Genomic DNA, 15842 nt, shown 5'->3' on the forward strand with positions numbered 1-15842 from the left:
TTTTTTGGCTTGCCTGTCGGCAGGTACAACTTCCCTCGAAGCAAGGAGAAACAACATGAGTTCTACTCCACCCGTAAGCTCCGGCAACTCTGACGCAGCGATCGAAAAAATGTCCGCCACCTTTGATATGGCTATCGAGAAATCGGCCAAGATCACCGAAATCTCCACTGCCAAAAAAGCAGAGCTGGACGCGACCAAGCAACGTCCGCAGAACTGACGTTGCCATGCGGGCAGCCTCGCCGCTGCCCGCATCTTCTCTTCACGAAAAGTCTTGCGATCGACAGTTTTACCCGGCTCTGACGTGCCGTTTCCGGTAAATCACACGGTGGTGACTCGATCATGACAGCCCTGATTTCATTCAAGTCGACGCCCGATACTGTGGCGCCCGGCCAGAGCACGTGTGTGCTCGAAATTCTTCAAGGTTTGCACAAGGGTGTTTCGCTGGCCCTGGATAAGCCGAGCTACAGCATCGGCAGCGCCGCGCCTGCCGACCTCATCCTGAGCGATACCGATATCGCCGCACAGCATGTGCGTCTGGTTCTTGGTCGTGACCCTGCGGATCGCGGTCAGGTGGCCATCGAAGCCAGCGGCGGTGATGTCGCGTTCATTCACGCCAGCGGCCTGCGTGCCGTACTGGCTGCAGGCACCGGTCAGCGAGTCCGACTGCCAGTGGAACTGGAGCTGGGTCAGGCCCGGCTTTGTCTGCGTGCAGATCGACTGCAAGCAGTCGTCTCCGATGTTCCGAACGCTCGTTCCCCTCGGGTCTGGGCGCTCTTCGCTGCGTTGACGCTGTTGCTGATATGCGCGACCGCGTTTGCGCTGCATGCTCCGCGCGAAGATGCCATGCGAGCAGCAGGCACCCGCCAAAAACAGTTGCCCGCAGCCGCTCCGGCGCCGACGCTCGCTCAGGCGCAAGGCTGGCTTGAACAGGCGTTGAAAGACGCTGGGCTTCAACAGTTGCACCTTGTCAGTCACAACGGCACAGGGCCTGGCGGACAGCTCGGTGTGGAAGGCACCTATTCCCCGGAACAGAAAGGTAGCTGGCTGCAGATCCAGCGCGCATTCGACAGTCAGTTCGGCCAACACATCGTACTGACCCCCAAAGTGCAGCTCGCAGCTTCGGTGGCCAAGCCCCGCGTACGTTTTCAGGCGGTCTGGTTCGGTCCGGACCCTTACGTGATCGATGAACACGGCAAGCGTGTCTATCCCGGCGCAGCGCTGCAGGACAACTGGACCCTGGAAGGCATCGCTGATGATCAGGTGCGTCTGGTGCGCGGCCAGGAAAGGTTTGTGTTTACGTTATGAAAGTCGACCTGCGCCCCGTACTTCCATCCCCTGGCGAGCCGCTGCCGGCCGTTGAACGCGTCGCTCCGGTGTCGCCACGCCAGGCGCCGCGTTTCGAAGCATTGCTCGACCTGCGCGAAAGAAAGGTTCGCCGTTCGCTGCGCGGCGAGCTGGAGCAGACCGATCAGGCCGCTGCTGCCAGCACCGAGCTGTTCGGCACCGTACGCTCGCTCCAGACCCTGCGTTACCTGCTGGACGAAGTCTTGCCTGCGCTGGACGCCGAGCCCGATATCCGGGCGCTGGCCGAAGACGTGATTCGTGAGGAGATCGACATTCGTCTGCTATTGGAACAGCAACGCGCGCAGGTGCAGCCATGAGCGCGAGTCAGGATCGTGACTGCGTCGAGCTGCTCAAGGGGCTTGGCGATCTTTATCGTCGCTGCGGTCAGCCGCAACGGGCGCTGGTGATGCTGTTGATTGCCATCCAGTTGGCCCCGGCCGACACCGGTCTGCTGCACAGCCTGGTGCTGGCCTTCACTGACAGCGGCGATACCGGCCGGGCGTTGGCAGCGCTGGATCGTCTGGTGAGCTATCAGGGCGAGAGCGCTGCCTTGCTGTTGTTGCGCAGCCGCGCCTTGTGGAAAGCCGGCAGCAAGGACGAAGCCCGCCAGTGCTTCAGACGCTACCTGAGCGCGCGGAGGGATGAGCAATGACGTTCATGAATCGTCTCAACCTGCTGGCGCAGATCGCTTCGAAGCGCACCGACGTGATCATCGTCGCGTTCATGCTGATGGCCATCGCCATGATGATCATTCCGTTGCCGACCTATCTGGTCGATGCGCTGATCGGCGTGAACATCGCCCTGAGCCTGCTGATCCTGATCGTTGCCTTCTACATCAATCATTCCGTGGAGTTTTCGGCGCTGCCGCCGCTGATTCTGCTCAGCACGTTGTTCCGGCTCTCCCTGTCGATCACCACGACGCGTCTGATTCTGCTGGACGGCAACGCCGGTCATATCGTCAAGGCCTTCGGTGATTTCGTGATCGCAGGTCAAGTGGTGGTCGGGCTGGTGGTGTTTCTGATCATCACTGTGGCGCAGTTCGTGGTCATCACCAAAGGTGCCGAGCGGGTGGCCGAAGTGGCCGCACGTTTCACCCTGGACGCCATGCCCGGCAAGCAGATGAGCATCGACAACGATTTGCGCAACGGCGATATCGATCAGGCCGAGGCGCGCCGTCGCCGCTCGCGTCTGGAGCGAGAAAGCCAGATGTTCGGTGCCATGGACGGTGCCATGAAGTTCGTCAAGGGCGACGCCATCGCGGGGCTGGTGATCCTGTTCGTCAACCTGCTGGGCGGGATGATGATCGGTATGGTCGAGCGCGGAATGCCGTTTGCCGAAGCTGCTCACACCTATTCGTTGCTGACCGTCGGTGACGGCCTGATTGCGCAGATTCCGGCGCTGCTGATTTCGGTGGCTGCCGGCACGGTGGTCACGCGAGTCAACAGTGATGGCGAGGAGCGCGACCTGGGAACGGAAATCGTCCGGCAGCTGGGCGCCAGTCACCGTGCGCTGGGGCTGACGGCCCTTATCCTGCTGGGTGTCGGACTGTTGCCGGGGTTCCCGTTGCTGGTGTTCGTCACACTGGCGGCGGTGCTGGGCGGCAGTGCGGTGGTGCTCTGGCGTCGCGCCAGAACCGGCGCTTCCGTGCCCGCGATCGACCTGCCGGACGATGAACTGGCCATGGAGCCAGACGCGCCTGAAGTGTTGGAAACGTTCGAACGTCCGCTGGACAGTCGAGTGCTGCTGAGTGTCGGAGACGGTCTGGCTCAGGTAGCGCCATTGCAGCCGCTGCGGCAGCGGATCGAAGCGCTGTGCCACGAGATTCGCGCCGACCTTGGCATCGATGTAACGGTGCCGGAGGTGTACCTGGATCGCTCGATGTCCGCAGACCGTTTTCAGGTCGAGCTGGAAGGCGTGCCCGTCTGCGAAGGTGAATTTGACGGGCAATGGCTGCTGCTGCAGGACGATCCCGTGCACGCCCAGTTGCTCGCTGTCGAGCCTCGCGAGGCGCCGTCACCGATCAGTGAACGTTCCGGTCGCTGGGTGGAGCGCGAGCACGCCAGTCAATTGCAGGAGGCCGGTATCGGCTTTCTGTTTGCCGACGAGGTGTTGCGTGAGGTGCTTGATCGCACGTTGCGCCGTTACGCTGCCGATTTTCTGGGGATCCAGGAAACCCGCGTGATGCTGGAGCAATTGGAAGGCAAATACGGTGAGCTGATCAAGGAGGTGCTGCGCGTCCTGCCGTTGCAGCGCGTGGCCGAAGCACTGCGTCTGCTGGTCGCCGAAGGCGTTTCCATCCGCAATCGCCGAGGTTTGCTGGAAGCGATGGTGGAATGGGGGAGCCGCGAATCCGACGCCGGACGGCTCACCGAGCACCTGCGTGCCGGACTGGCGCGGCAGATCAGTCATCAGTACGCCGACCGTAACCGGGTGATCAGCGCGTTCGTACTGGCCCCGGCGCTGGAAGAGCAGTTGCGTGCCGCCATCAGCCGCCTGGACAAGGGGCGTGATTCGGTCCCGGACGACATCGCCCGCACCCTGCTCGTGCAGTTGCGCCGCTTGTGTGACCTGTTGCCGGAAAACGATTCCACCGTGCTGCTGGTGCACCCCGAACTGCGTCGGGGTATCCGCCGCATGATCGTTCGCGGCGAGCTGCAACTGGCCGTGCTGTCCTTCAGAGAGCTGGCGGGCGAATACAACCTTCAGGCGGTCGGCACCCTCAGCCTGACCGATATCAATACGCGCCCGGCCTCAGGTGCCGGGTCCGTCTCTTCACTGGCGACTGCCTCATGACTTGTTCAGTAGCTGCACTGCGTACGTTTTTCTTCGGCCTTGGCGTGATGCTCCTGAGCAGCCACGCCAGCGCCGAGAACATCGGCAAAGGTGCCAAAGGCACGATCGATCTGGGAATCGGCGAAGGCCGGGTTCTGCATTTTTCGGCGCCCGTGGATTCGGTGATGGTTGCCGAACCGGGGATTGCCGATCTGCAGGTGGTGTCGCCCGGCGTGATCTACGTGTTCGGCAAGGCGGCCGGGGAGACCAGCCTGATTGCGCTGGACGCTGAAGGGCAGGAGACCGCCACGCTGAGCCTGTCGATCAACAGCGGCACCTCGGCCGTCTCACGGCCGCTCAAGGCGCTTCATCCGCAGAGCCAGACGCGTATCAAGGCCACCGGCAACCGTCTGGTGGCCGATGGTGCGGTGCGGGACGTGGGCGAGGCCACCGACCTCAATGCGCTGTTGAGCACCGAAGGGCAGAACTTTCAGTCAACGGTCAACAGCGCTACCTACGCGGGCTCTGCTCAGGTCAACATCCGGGTACGTTTCGCCGAAGTGTCGCGCTCCGAACTGCTGCGCTACGGCGTGAACTGGAACGCGCTGTTCAACAACGGCACGTTCTCCTTCGGTCTGCTGACCGGTGGCGGCCTGGCGAGCGGCGCGGCAGGCGGCGCCTCGAATGTGATCAGCGCGGGACTGGCCTCGGGCAACGTCAACATCGACGCCATGCTGGAAGCACTGCAAAGCAATGGTGTGCTTGAGGTGCTGGCCGAACCGAACATTACGGCGATGACCGGACAGACCGCCAGTTTTCTCGCCGGTGGCGAGGTGGCGGTACCGGTACCGGTCAATCGCGAGGTCGTCGGGATCGAATACAAGCCGTACGGCGTGTCATTGCTGTTCAGTCCGACGCTGCTGCCGAACGGGCGAATCGCCTTGCAGGTGCGCCCGGAGGTCAGCAGCCTGATGAGCACCACCACGCTGGACGTCAACGGTTATCAAGTGCCGTCGTTTCGCGTACGTCGTGCGGACACTCGGGTGGAAGTCGGCAGCGGTCAGACCTTCGCCATTGCCGGGCTGTTCCAGCGTGAAAGCAGTCAGGACATGGACAAGGTGCCGATGCTCGGCGACATGCCGATTCTCGGCAATCTGTTTCGCTCCAAACGGTTCCAGCGCAATGAAACCGAGCTGGTGATTCTGATCACGCCATACCTCGTCGAGCCGGTCAAGGACCGTGTGGTGGCCACGCCGCTGGACAAGCAGCGCGCGGCCGCCACGGCATCCGCCAGCCCGCGCACCGGTGGCGCATTCGGCTTCTACATGAACTGAAAGGAGCAGGCCATGAACTTCAATCCAGCGTTGCCCGTTCCCTTTTTGTGTCTGTTTCTCTGCCTGCTGGGCGGCTGCAAGACGCACCTGGATCCGGTCAGTTATTCGCCGGATTACACCGCAATCACCCGCGCGGACGGCCGTATCGAACTGGTGCCTCAGGCGTGTGCCCAGCCTGCGGCGCAGGATGCCATCGATGTCGGTGAAGACTTTCAGGCGTTGCTGCCGCCTGGCTGCGCCAGCAATCTGATTCTGTTGCAGATGGTCGAGCAGCGTGCGGACGTGCTGCGCGGGCGTGACACCGGGCCGACCATGGCGGCGCCGGTCGGCCGTGCCGCGCAGGTGTACATCGACGGTTATGACCGTGAAGAGCTGCGTCGCCGTCAGGCCGAGCAGCAGGCCAGTACCGACACCCGGGAGGCTCGATGAACTCAGCGGCCGTCGACAAGCCCCAGTGCCTGGGCCTGCGCTGCAGGATCCTTGATCGCCTTGATGCGGCGCGCCTCGGTGATCAACTTACTGCGCTCGGCCTTCGGAATGTCCTCGAAGCTCATGCCCTTGAGGTCCTTCTCTCGCCCGGCCAGGACCATGACCAGCAATTCGTTGCGCTGATGCCTGGGCTGCGCCAATGGCGACTGGCTGACCGTTTCGATGGTCTGCAACGCCTTCTGACTGTCGTCGCCCAGCGCGTAGGCCAGCGCCAGGTTGCAGCGGGTGTCCAGATCGTTCGGGGCAAGGCGCAGGCTGGTGTTGAACGCAGTCTGGGCCGGTTTGGCCTGCCCCAGCAGGATGTGTGCGATGCCCAGCCGATTCCAGGCTGTCGGCTGTTGCGACGCGTCCGCCGCCTGGGTCAAAGCGGTGACGGCGCGCTCCAGCTTGCCTTGACGCAACTGTGCCGTGCCCAGACCCAGCAAGGCGTCAGGGTCGTTGGCCTTGAGTTCCAGTGCACGCTGAAAAGCCCGCTCGGCACCCCGTGTGTCGTTGCTGGCGAGCAGGGCATCACCGAGCTTGAGCCACGACTCGACACCGGCCTCGGGCTGCTGCGTGGCGCGCTGGTAGAACGATGCCGCCGTGGTCGGGTCGCCGCGCTTTTCCAGGTCCGCCGCCAGTTGCATGAACCGCTCGTAGCTGGCATCGCTGCGGGGTTGAGTGGCACAGGCCGTCAGGGTCAGACAGCCGAGCAGCAACAGCGTGGACACGGAACGAGGGGGCATGGACAAGGCTCTTGTGAAAGTGGATCGGGCGAGGCGAATCAACCGCCGAGGGCTGTTGCAGGCGAGCGCCATCTTATCGACTCGGCGCGCAATTGCGACCGTTTTCTGAGCCTGATTCAGCCCGCTTTGTTCCCTGCGAACATGACGCAGGATGGAGGTCGCCATGGTGCTCTTCAGGCTTGAACGCTTCTTGGTGCGCAGCCTCATGTTGCTGGCGCTGGCCGGGTTTTCCTGTGTGCTGAATGCCGCGCCCGATCACGAGCCGGACTGGTTTTCCAAACCTTACGCCTACGTGTTGGTGGATCAGGATATCCGCGGTGCCCTGACCGAATTCGGCCAGAACCTGGACCTGATCGTGGTGTTCTCCGACAAGGTGCGCGGCTCGGCGCGGGGCACCGTGCGCGGCGCCAGTGCGGGAGAGTTTCTGTCCCGGCTGTGCGACGCCAATCAGCTGAGCTGGTATTTCGACGGCAATGTGCTGCACATCGCACAGTCGGATGAAGTCGGCACCCGGGTGTTCGACCTGCCGGGGCCGAAGCTGGATGAACTGCAGCACTACCTGGCGCAACTGGAGGTCTCGGGCCAGCCGATGTCCAGTCGTGCCAGCCCCGATCACGACAGCCTGTTCGTGTCCGGTCCGCCTGCATACCTGGCGCAGATCCAGCAACACCTTGATCGTCAACCTGTCGCCGAGGCTGCACCTGTGGTGCGTGAGCGCGGTGTGCGGGTATTCCGTGGCGGTGTCGTCACCCAGGTCAACACTGACCGTCAATAACCCAAAGGAGCATCACTCATGTCCGTGAATCCGGTAGACAGCACGACCGATATCAACCCTTCCAGTCAGGAGTCGCGTTTCAACGCAGCCGTCGACAATGCCACACAGGCGTCCAGCGACGCTGAGTTCAACGATGCGCTGATCACCCAGGCCGTCACCATCGGCGGGCAATTCATCATCATGCCGCGCGCTCAGGAAATGCTGAACGAAGCGCAGTCCGATGATGACTCTGAATAAGGATCGACCATGACCGTCAATCTGGCTGCATCACCGGCGGCGGCTGCCTTGCCGTCGCCGGGAGGAGGCGGGGGCATGCAGGCCTCGCAGAACCTTTTCGAACACATGGCCGAAAGCGCCAAGGGGATGCCGCAGGGCGCGAGCCCGCACCAGATAGGCAGCAACCTCATGGAGCGTCTGGACGGCTTCATCGACCGCTCACGGCAGTTCTCCGAACGCGCCGATGCGATGACCCATGGCAGTGCGCCTTCGTCCGCCGGTCATACGCCACCATCCGAAGCAAGCGCTGCTCAGGATGTGAGCAAGACAGGCGGTCCCCAGGTCGATCGCATCGTGCAGTCGCTGGGCCGGATGTTCGACTACTCCATCGAAACCCAGATGGTGGTGCGCGGGGCTACGCAGATATCCGGTTCCGCCAACACCCTTCTCAAAGGTCAATGAACCATGCCCAGATGCCGCCGTGTCCTGCGCCTGCTGATCGTGTCCGCGCTTGCCAGCCTGTTGCAGGCCTGTGATGTCGATCTCTACACCAATCTGGGCGAGCGCGAGGCCAATGCCATGCTCGCCGTGCTGCTGCGCGATGGCATTCCGGCTTCGCGCAAGGTTCAGGACAACGGCCAGCTGAAGGTCATGGTGGACGAGAAGCGCTTCGCACAGGCCATGGCGGTGCTGGATGACGCCGGTCTGCCGGGGCAGAGTTTTTCCAACATGGGTGAGGTGTTCAAGGGCAATGGCCTGGTGTCCTCACCGGTGCAGGAGCGTGCGCAGATGGTCTACGCGCTGAGCGAGGAACTGTCGCACACCGTTTCGCAGATCGACGGCATCCTGTCTGCGCGAGTGCATGTGGTGCTGCCCGACAACGATCTGCTCAAACGGGTGATCTCGCCGTCTTCGGCTTCGGTGCTGGTGCGTTTCGATCCGAAAACCGACATCAATGTGTTGATTCCGCAGATCAAGACCCTGGTCGCCAATGGCATTTCCGGACTGGGTTACGACGGGGTTTCCGTGACTGCGATCAAGGCGGTGCTGCCAGCCAACGCCTCTGCCGGTCCGCAACTCGGTAGCTTTCTCGGGTTATGGATGCTTGAAGACGACGTGCCTCGGGCCAGATGGCTGTTCGGCACATTGTTGCTGATTGCTCTGGGGCTGGCCGCGATTCTGGGCCGCCAGCTCTGGAAGCGGCAAAAGGCTGAAGGGGCTTACGTCCTGAGTGATGCGCCATGAGTGCCGGGTTGACGGGGCGGTGGCAAACGCTGACTGAACAGCCGTTGGCCTTTGTCCGCGAGCGTTGTGTCAGTGACTGCCTGGTGCACGACCTTGCGCCTGCCGACCTTGCGAGCCTGCGCGAATCGCCACGCTTTGCTTCGCGTCTTGAGAGCTTGTTGAACCATCATTTTGGTTTACAGCCGTTGGCGCAATTGGCGTTGCCTGCCGAGCAGGACTTGCCGGTCCTGCTGCTGAGTGACAACGATTTTGCACGTCTGCCGCGCCTGTGTGGCGCGGTCTGGCACGCGGCAACACTGAGCCGGGAAATTCGCGGTCAGGTGGTCAGCGAATACCGTCAATTGCTGGGTGAAGAAACCTTTGCCTTCGCGCTGGCGCATCGGTATCTGGCGGGTGCGGCTGACCTGCTTCGGACCCCGGCCGAGCTGGCTCAGGCCATCGACCGCGACGGCGCGTTCTGCGTGGCCACCTGGCTGGGTGCCCAGCCTGCGAACCTGCGGGCCTGGCTGCAGCTGCGTCTGGCGTGTTCTGAGCCGGATCAACCCGAGGATCAACGACAGGTCCGGGTGGTGCAGGTCGTGGCCGCTCACCTGCTCAAGCGTGCACAAGGAAACGACCATGAGTGAGTTGCCGACCCGCCCTGGCGCACGCATCGTGCGGGCTGCCGACGCGGCGCGATGGATCGACGGTTACGCGTTTGTGGAGGCCGCGCATGACGAGGCCCGCCGGGTGCGTGAGGACAGCGCGCAATGGCTGGAGCAGGCTCGTGCAGAAGGTTTCGAACACGCTCGCCGACAGGGTGCCGAGGAGGCCGCCGCGCTGTTGGCGCAGACCAGCGCCCAGGTGGATCGCTACCTTGCAGGTCTTGAGACTTCGCTCGCCGAACTGGCGCTGAATATCGCGCGCCAGGTGTTGGGTGAACTGGACGGGCGCGAGCGGCTCGTGCGCTGCACGGCTCAGGCCTTGTCGGCGTTTCGCCAGGATCAGGTGCTGACGCTGTATGTGCCCCGCAATGAAGTCGAACGTCTGCGTCAGCACATTGCGCAAGGCCCGTTGTCGTTGCAGGCGCTGAATGTGGAAGGCGATGACCAGCTTGAAGCCGGTCAGGCACGGCTGGGCAGTCCGGCGGGCTCGGTGGAACTCGGGCTGGATGCGCAACTGGACAACCTGCGACGCGCGCTGTTGCCGCTGGCCGAGGGTGAGCGCCATGAGTGAAGCCCTGGCCGCATTGATCGGTGGCTTGAACCAGCGTCTGCAGCGTGCCCAGCCGCGGCCGATGCACGGCACCTTGCGCAGCATTCGCGGTGTGTTGCTGCGTGCCAGCGTCGCCGGGGTGCGCATCGGCGAGCTGTGCGTGCTGCGTGATCCGGGCAACGGTCGGGAACTGTCGGCTGAAGTGATCGGCTTTGATGAGGACGATGCGATCCTCTCGCCCATCGGCTCAATGGAGGGCTTGTCGACCCGTACCCGGATCATCGCCACCGGACAGGCGATGGGTGTGCAGGTGGGTGATGCCTTGCTCGGTCGGGTGGTCAGCCCGATGGGTGAGTTTCTCGACGGCCCGGCGCTGACCGCCACCCTCGGCCTGCAGCGCTACCCGCTGCACGCCGAGCCACCGGCCCCGTTCAGCCGCCAGCGCATTGTCGAACCCCTGTCGCTGGGTGTACGTGCCATCGACAGTCTGCTGACCGTTGCCTGCGGGCAACGCATGGGCATCTTTGGTGAGCCAGGTGTGGGCAAATCATCGTTGCTGGCCAGTATTGTCCGTAACAGCGACGCCGATGTGATCGTCATCGGCCTGATCGGCGAGCGTGGGCGCGAAGTGCGCGAACTGCTCGAGGGGCAACTGGACGAGGCGGCGCGTGCCCGAACCGTTGCCGTTGTCGCCACCTCGGACCGGCCTGCCGCCGAGCGGGTCAGGGCGGCCTACGTGGCGACCGCTCAGGCTGAATATCATCGCGATCAGGGACGCAATGTGCTGTTGCTGATGGACAGCCTGACCCGCTTCGCCCGTGCCCAGCGCGAGATCGGCCTGGCGGTCGGCGAGCCCCCGACCCGGCGCGGCTATCCGCCCTCGTTTTTCTCGGCGCTGCCCCGCTTGCTGGAGCGAGCCGGTCCAGGCCCGACCGGCAGCATCACCGCCTTGTACACCGTGCTTACCGAAGGTGACGCGGCGATGGACCCGGTCGCCGAGGAAACCCGCTCGATTCTCGACGGCCACATCGTACTCAGCGCCGAACTGGCCCAGCGTGATCACTTTCCAGCCATTGATGTGCTGCACAGCCGCAGCCGTTTGATGGAGCAGGTGGCTTCGGCGGCGCACAGGCAACTGGCGTCGCGAATGCGTGAACTGATCGCTCGCCGTCAGGCGATAGAACTGCTGATTCAGGTCGGTGAATACGCCGCGGGCAGTGACCCGCTGGCGGATGAAGCCATTGCCCGTCATGCAGCAATAGAAGCATTCCTGCGCCAGCCTGCCGCTGAAAACGACACCCTCGCACAGACCCTGGCGCATATGCGCAAGGTACTGGCATGAGCGTACTCAACCACGGAACTCCCAATGGGCTGCGTCACGGAGACACCCAATGAAGACGGCTGATCTGCATAACCTGCAAGCCCTGCGCCTGCTGCGTGAGCAGCGTGCCTCTGCTCATCTGGCCACTCAACGCGAGCGTTGCCGTGAAACCGAACATCACCTTGATCAGGCCAGAGAAACCTTGCGCCTGCACCGCGAGAGACGCGCCCAGGAAGCAGAGCAGGCCTACGGTCTGTTCAGCGAGGGCATTTCAGTGAGTGCCTGGCAGGCGGCCCAAGAGCACCTCAAGCAACTGGATGAAGAACGTGAGGCGCTGCAGGCCGAGGTCAACGCCGCTGTGCTGAACGTTGAAACCGAGGAGCAGGCCCGTGAGCGACTGCGCATCGAGCACAGGCAACGTCAACAACAGAGCCAGGCATGGCAAAGCCTGCTTGAACAGCGCCTGAGCCTCGAAACGCGTCTGGGTGAGCAGCGCGACGAAGCCGAGCAGTCGGGCTCGTCGAGCGATAACGCCCTGAGCGTCGACGCAGGCAGTGCAACAGGCGCTGGAGGCGAGCGGTGACGGCTTACGAAACCTCCTTCAATGGCGCCGCGCTGTCGGATCTGCCGTCGTTCGACCCCGATGTGCTCAGCCTGCACAACCGCCTGCATCGCCGCGTGGCCGACTGGCATGGCGTGCTGCGCGGTCAGCCGATGCGAGTGCAGTGGGCCTGCGGTAGGGATGTCGATCAACCGTGCGTGTCGGTTGCCCTGATGATCGGCCAGACATTGGTCGAGTTGAGGGTGCCGGAGCCCTTGTTTGAGCGGTCCTGGATGACCTGGCAACCCGGCTCGGCCATTGACCGCCAGAACGAGGCGTTGTTGCTGGAGCAGGCCTGGCTGGGCTGGATCGAACCCCTTGAAGCCATTCTGGGTGAACCCTTGCAGGTGGTTCCCTGGGACGCGGACCCGACGGCACGTTGCCTCGGTGTCTCGCTGGAGGTGCACACCGCAGACTTCCCGGCAGCGCGCGTGGAACTTCGGATGAACAGCGCCGCAGCTGATCACGTCGCAGCTCTGTTGGAGCGCCACGCAATGCCTGATCAGGGTGCGCTGCAAGCGCTCAGGCTGGTGATGAGTGCCGAGGCGGGACATGCGCCGCTGCGCGTGGACGAGCTGCGCAGTCTCGCGCCGGGCGACGTGGTGATGCTCGACACGCTGCCTGACGATCAGGTTCGTCTGCGCATCGGTCAGCACCTTCAGGCTTACGCACGACGCTCGGGGCGTTCGCTCGAGTGGTGCGGACCATGGCGCGGTTCCGACCCCGACCTGAGCGCGGTAACCCATCTCAACAGGAATGACGCAATGAATGAACCTACCGTAACGCCGGACCTGGATGTCTCACTGGACGCGCTGCCGCTGACGCTGGTCTGCCAGTTGGGCAGTGTCGAACTGACGCTTGAGCAACTGCGCGCAATGGCCCCCGGGACGCTGCTGCCGCTGGCCTCGTCGGGTCAGGACGAGGTGGACCTGATGGTGAATGGACGACGCATAGGACGTGGCGAACTGGTGCGCATTGGTGATGGCCTGGGCGTGCGCCTGCTGGGTTTCAATGCGCCATGAACGGCTATCAGCCGAACCTCATCGAGATCATTCTGGTCGTTGCGACCATCGGCCTGATTCCGCTGGCCGTGGTGACACTGACCGGTTTCATGAAGATATCCGTGGTGCTGTTTCTGATTCGCAACGCCTTGGGCGTGCAGCAGACGCCACCGAATCTGGTGCTGTACGGCATCGCCCTGATTCTCTCGGTCTACGTGACCACGCCCTTGATCGGCGACATGTACCGACAGGTTCAGGGGCGTGATCTGAGCCTGCAGAATGTGCAGCAACTCGAAGAACTCGGCAGCGCACTTCGACCTCCCTTGCAGGCGCATTTATCGAAATACGCCAACGAGAACGAGCGTGGTTTTTTCGTTCAGGCGACCGAAACCATCTGGTCACCCGAAGCGCGAGCCGATCTGCGTGACGACGATCTGGTGGTGCTGATCCCCGCGTTCGTCAGTTCCGAGCTGACCCGTGCATTCGAGATCGGCTTTCTGTTGTACATCCCGTTTCTGGTGGTCGACCTGCTGGTCTCCAACGTGCTGATGGCGATGGGCATGTCGATGGTCTCGCCGACGCTCATTTCGATACCCCTGAAGATCTTCCTGTTCGTGGCATTGAGCGGCTGGTCGCGGCTGATGCATGGGTTGATCCTGAGCTACGGAGGCTGACGTCATGGGGCAGGATGTGTTTCTTTCGCTGATGAACCAGGCCTTGATGACGGTGCTGCTGCTTTCGGCGCCTGCGCTGGCGGTTGCCATCGTCGTCGGCCTGAGTGTGGGGCTGCTGCAGGCGCTGACCCAGATCCAGGACCAGACCCTGCCTCAAGTGGTCAAACTCGTCGGGGTGTTGCTGGTGATTGTGTTTGTCGGGCCGTTGCTGGCCGGGCAGGTGGCCGAACTGGGCAATCAGGTGCTCGACAATTTTCCGTTGTGGACTCGCTGACGCACCATGGATGCCGAACTGACCAATGCATTCATCGAGATTGCCTATCCGGTGATCAGCTCTGCATCGCTGGCGGCCTCACGGGCGATGGGCGTGGTGATCATCACACCGGCGTTCAATCGCCTCGGGCTGACCGGGATGATTCGTGGCTGCGTCGCAGTGGCGATATCCGTGCCAATGATTCTGCCGGTATTCACTGCGTTCACGTCGATGCCCGAACACAGCGGGTTCTTTCTGGCCGGGTTGATGGTCAAGGAATTGCTGATCGGGCTGCTCATCGGTCTGTTGTTCGGCATTCCATTCTGGGCTGCGGAAGTGGCCGGTGAACTGATCGATCTGCAGCGTGGCTCGACCATGGAGCAACTGGTGGATCCTCTGGGGCAGGGCGAGGCCAGTGTCATGGCCACGCTGTTCACGGTGATGCTGATTGCGCTGTTCTTCATGTCAGGCGGCTTCATCCTGATGGTCGATGGCTATTACCACAGTTACCAGTTGTGGCCGGTGACTGAGTTCACTCCGTTGTTCAGTAGCGCCGCACTCATGTCGATTCTGGCGCTCCTCGATCAGGTCATGCGCATCGGCGTATTGATGGTGGCGCCGCTACTGGTGGCAATGCTGATCACCGACCTGATGCTGGCGTACCTGTCGCGAATGGCGCCGAGCCTGCATATTTTCGACTTGTCGCTACCGGTCAAGAACCTGTTTTTTGCGGTGTTGATGGTGGTGTACATCAGCTTCCTGATCCCGGTGATGATTGACCAGCTGGCGCAGTTTCGAGGGACGGTAGAGGTGCTCAAGGCGCTGGCGAGCGAGGCACCGTAATGGCCGATACCAGCGAGGAGAAAAGCCAGCCGGCCACAGACAAAAAGCTGCGTGACGCACGCAAGAAGGGCCAGGTCGCCAAGAGTCAGGATCTGGTGTCCGGCGTGGTTATTCTGCTGTGTACGCTGTGCATTGCCGTGCTGTTGCCCAGGGCCCGCGCTCAGGTCGAGGCGTTGATCGACCTGACAGCGAACATCTACATAGAACCGTTTGCCGACGTCTGGCCAAGGCTGCTCGACCATGCCGAGCAAATCGTGCTGGGCATCACCTTGCCGGTGGTCGCCGTGACCGTCGCGGCGGTCATCCTGACCAATATCGTGACCATGCGCGGCGTGGTGTTTTCGGTCGAACCGGTCAAGCCGGACATCAAGCGCATCCATCCCGGCGAAGGCTTCAAACGGATTTTCGCCATGCGCAACCTGATCGAGTTTCTCAAGGGGCTGGTCAAGGTGTTGCTGCTGGCGCTGGCGTTCTACATCGTCGGCCGCCAGGCGCTACAGGCATTGATGGAGTCTTCACGCTGTGGTGCCGGCTGCATCGAATCGACGTTTTACCTGGTGCTCAAACCGCTGGTGTTCACCGTGCTGGCGGCGTTTCTGCTGGTGGGTGCGGTGGACGTCCTGATGCAGCGCTGGCTGTTCGGGCGTGACATGAAGATGAGTCGCAGTGAACAGAAACGCGAACGCAAGGATGTCGACGGCGATCCATTGATCAAGCGCGAGCGTCAGCGCCAGCGGCGCGAGATGCAGGCGCTGGCAACGAAGCTGGGGTTGGGACGGGCGTCGCTGATGATCGGCATCGGCGGTAACTGGGTGGTCGGCGTGCGTTATGTGCGCGGCGAAACGCCCGTGCCGGTGGTGGTCTGCCGAGGTTCGCCTGAAGAGTCCGTCCAGTTGCTGGCGCAGGCTGCACCGCTGGGCATTGCAGTGTGGGCGGATGCCGGGCTTGCCGAACAGATCGCCAAACGCAGCGTGGCCGGTGATCCGGTACCGGAAAACACCTTTCAGGCGGTGGCCGACGCGTTGGTGGCACACCGGTTGATCTGACCCGGTGCG

The 15842-nt window shown here is 62.8% G+C and carries 21 protein-coding genes; 20 read left to right on the forward strand and 1 reads right to left on the reverse strand.

Going from position 1 to position 15842, the window contains the following annotated elements; translation table 11 throughout:
- The first annotated feature begins 55 nt into the window (after positions 1 to 55).
- From CFBP1590_RS27870 to CFBP1590_RS12315, 7 genes are all read left to right on the forward strand, one after another.
- Positions 56 to 217 carry a hypothetical protein gene (locus tag CFBP1590_RS27870; RefSeq protein ID WP_003377029.1) on the forward strand — a complete coding sequence of 54 codons (162 nt, stop codon included), beginning with the start codon at positions 56 to 58 and terminating at the stop codon, positions 215 to 217.
- Positions 218 to 339: 122 nt separating this feature from the next.
- Positions 340 to 1305 carry a SctD/MshK family protein gene (locus CFBP1590_RS12290; RefSeq protein WP_088235129.1) on the forward strand — a complete coding sequence of 322 codons (966 nt, stop codon included), beginning with the start codon at positions 340 to 342 and terminating at the stop codon, positions 1303 to 1305.
- The gene (locus tag CFBP1590_RS12295) at positions 1302 to 1661 is read left to right on the forward strand and encodes a hypothetical protein (protein WP_088235130.1); all 360 of its coding nucleotides are present in this window, start codon (positions 1302 to 1304) and stop codon (positions 1659 to 1661) included. Before CFBP1590_RS12290 ends, CFBP1590_RS12295 begins: the two co-directional genes overlap by 4 nt.
- A complete protein-coding gene (gene sctY, locus CFBP1590_RS12300) occupies positions 1658 to 1996 on the forward strand; it encodes a type III secretion apparatus assembly chaperone SctY (RefSeq protein WP_004886369.1) in 339 nt (112 codons plus the stop codon). The genes CFBP1590_RS12295 and sctY overlap by 4 nt, the downstream gene beginning before the upstream one ends.
- Positions 1993 to 4137 carry a type III secretion system export apparatus subunit SctV gene (gene sctV, locus CFBP1590_RS12305; protein ID WP_088235131.1) on the forward strand — a complete coding sequence of 715 codons (2145 nt, stop codon included), beginning with the start codon at positions 1993 to 1995 and terminating at the stop codon, positions 4135 to 4137. The genes sctY and sctV overlap by 4 nt, the downstream gene beginning before the upstream one ends.
- Positions 4134 to 5450 (forward strand): type II and III secretion system protein family protein, encoded by a 1317-nt coding sequence (locus CFBP1590_RS12310; RefSeq protein ID WP_088235132.1) that lies wholly within the window; start codon positions 4134 to 4136, stop codon positions 5448 to 5450. Before sctV ends, CFBP1590_RS12310 begins: the two co-directional genes overlap by 4 nt.
- Before the next feature lie 12 nt (positions 5451 to 5462).
- Positions 5463 to 5879, forward strand: a complete 417-nt coding sequence (locus tag CFBP1590_RS12315; protein WP_088235133.1) for a hypothetical protein — start codon at positions 5463 to 5465, stop codon at positions 5877 to 5879.
- 2 nt (positions 5880 to 5881) lie between these two features.
- Here the strand turns inward: CFBP1590_RS12315 and CFBP1590_RS12320 are convergent, their stop codons facing one another.
- The gene (locus tag CFBP1590_RS12320; protein WP_029244510.1) at positions 5882 to 6664 is read right to left on the reverse strand and encodes a tetratricopeptide repeat protein; all 783 of its coding nucleotides are present in this window, start codon (positions 6662 to 6664) and stop codon (positions 5882 to 5884) included.
- Between the two features lie 205 nt (positions 6665 to 6869).
- Between CFBP1590_RS12320 and CFBP1590_RS12325 the strand changes: the two genes are divergently transcribed.
- From CFBP1590_RS12325 to CFBP1590_RS12385, 13 genes are read left to right on the forward strand one after another with little or no spacing between them, the layout of a single operon-like run.
- Positions 6870 to 7439 carry a type III secretion protein gene (locus CFBP1590_RS12325; RefSeq protein ID WP_231991866.1) on the forward strand — a complete coding sequence of 190 codons (570 nt, stop codon included), beginning with the start codon at positions 6870 to 6872 and terminating at the stop codon, positions 7437 to 7439.
- 18 nt (positions 7440 to 7457) lie between these two features.
- Positions 7458 to 7676: a hypothetical protein gene (locus CFBP1590_RS12330; protein ID WP_004886379.1), complete on the forward strand. Its 219-nt coding sequence runs from the start codon at positions 7458 to 7460 to the stop codon at positions 7674 to 7676.
- 9 nt (positions 7677 to 7685) lie between these two features.
- The gene (locus CFBP1590_RS12335; protein ID WP_029244512.1) at positions 7686 to 8117 is read left to right on the forward strand and encodes a hypothetical protein; all 432 of its coding nucleotides are present in this window, start codon (positions 7686 to 7688) and stop codon (positions 8115 to 8117) included.
- A gap of 3 nt (positions 8118 to 8120) precedes the next feature.
- Complete coding sequence (sctJ, locus tag CFBP1590_RS12340; protein WP_025994041.1) at positions 8121 to 8900, forward strand: type III secretion system inner membrane ring lipoprotein SctJ; 780 nt, start codon at positions 8121 to 8123, stop codon at positions 8898 to 8900.
- Complete coding sequence (locus CFBP1590_RS12345) at positions 8897 to 9526, forward strand: type III secretion protein (RefSeq protein ID WP_088235134.1); 630 nt, start codon at positions 8897 to 8899, stop codon at positions 9524 to 9526. Before sctJ ends, CFBP1590_RS12345 begins: the two co-directional genes overlap by 4 nt.
- On the forward strand, positions 9519 to 10115 hold the full coding sequence (locus CFBP1590_RS12350) for a FliH/SctL family protein (protein ID WP_088235135.1): 597 nt from the start codon (positions 9519 to 9521) through the stop codon (positions 10113 to 10115). Before CFBP1590_RS12345 ends, CFBP1590_RS12350 begins: the two co-directional genes overlap by 8 nt.
- Complete coding sequence (locus CFBP1590_RS12355) at positions 10108 to 11436, forward strand: FliI/YscN family ATPase (protein WP_088235136.1); 1329 nt, start codon at positions 10108 to 10110, stop codon at positions 11434 to 11436. The genes CFBP1590_RS12350 and CFBP1590_RS12355 overlap by 8 nt, the downstream gene beginning before the upstream one ends.
- Before the next feature lie 49 nt (positions 11437 to 11485).
- On the forward strand, positions 11486 to 11998 hold the full coding sequence (locus CFBP1590_RS12360) for a hypothetical protein (RefSeq protein ID WP_088235137.1): 513 nt from the start codon (positions 11486 to 11488) through the stop codon (positions 11996 to 11998).
- Entirely contained in the window at positions 11995 to 13038 is a 1044-nt protein-coding gene (gene sctQ / locus CFBP1590_RS12365; protein WP_088235138.1) for a type III secretion system cytoplasmic ring protein SctQ, read from the forward strand. Before CFBP1590_RS12360 ends, sctQ begins: the two co-directional genes overlap by 4 nt.
- Entirely contained in the window at positions 13035 to 13691 is a 657-nt protein-coding gene (gene sctR / locus CFBP1590_RS12370) for a type III secretion system export apparatus subunit SctR (protein WP_004886393.1), read from the forward strand. Before sctQ ends, sctR begins: the two co-directional genes overlap by 4 nt.
- Positions 13692 to 13695: 4 nt before the next feature.
- Positions 13696 to 13965, forward strand: coding sequence for an EscS/YscS/HrcS family type III secretion system export apparatus protein (locus CFBP1590_RS12375; RefSeq protein WP_004886396.1), 270 nt, complete (start codon positions 13696 to 13698; stop codon positions 13963 to 13965).
- Positions 13966 to 13971: 6 nt separating this feature from the next.
- Positions 13972 to 14787, forward strand: coding sequence for a type III secretion system export apparatus subunit SctT (gene sctT / locus CFBP1590_RS12380; RefSeq protein WP_088235139.1), 816 nt, complete (start codon positions 13972 to 13974; stop codon positions 14785 to 14787).
- Positions 14787 to 15833 carry an EscU/YscU/HrcU family type III secretion system export apparatus switch protein gene (locus CFBP1590_RS12385; RefSeq protein ID WP_058431293.1) on the forward strand — a complete coding sequence of 349 codons (1047 nt, stop codon included), beginning with the start codon at positions 14787 to 14789 and terminating at the stop codon, positions 15831 to 15833. The genes sctT and CFBP1590_RS12385 overlap by 1 nt, the downstream gene beginning before the upstream one ends.
- The last annotated feature ends 9 nt before the right edge of the window (positions 15834 to 15842 follow it).

Origin of the sequence: Pseudomonas viridiflava (assembly GCF_900184295.1) — a bacterium.
GTDB classification, from domain to species: Bacteria; Pseudomonadota; Gammaproteobacteria; order Pseudomonadales; family Pseudomonadaceae; genus Aquipseudomonas; species Aquipseudomonas viridiflava.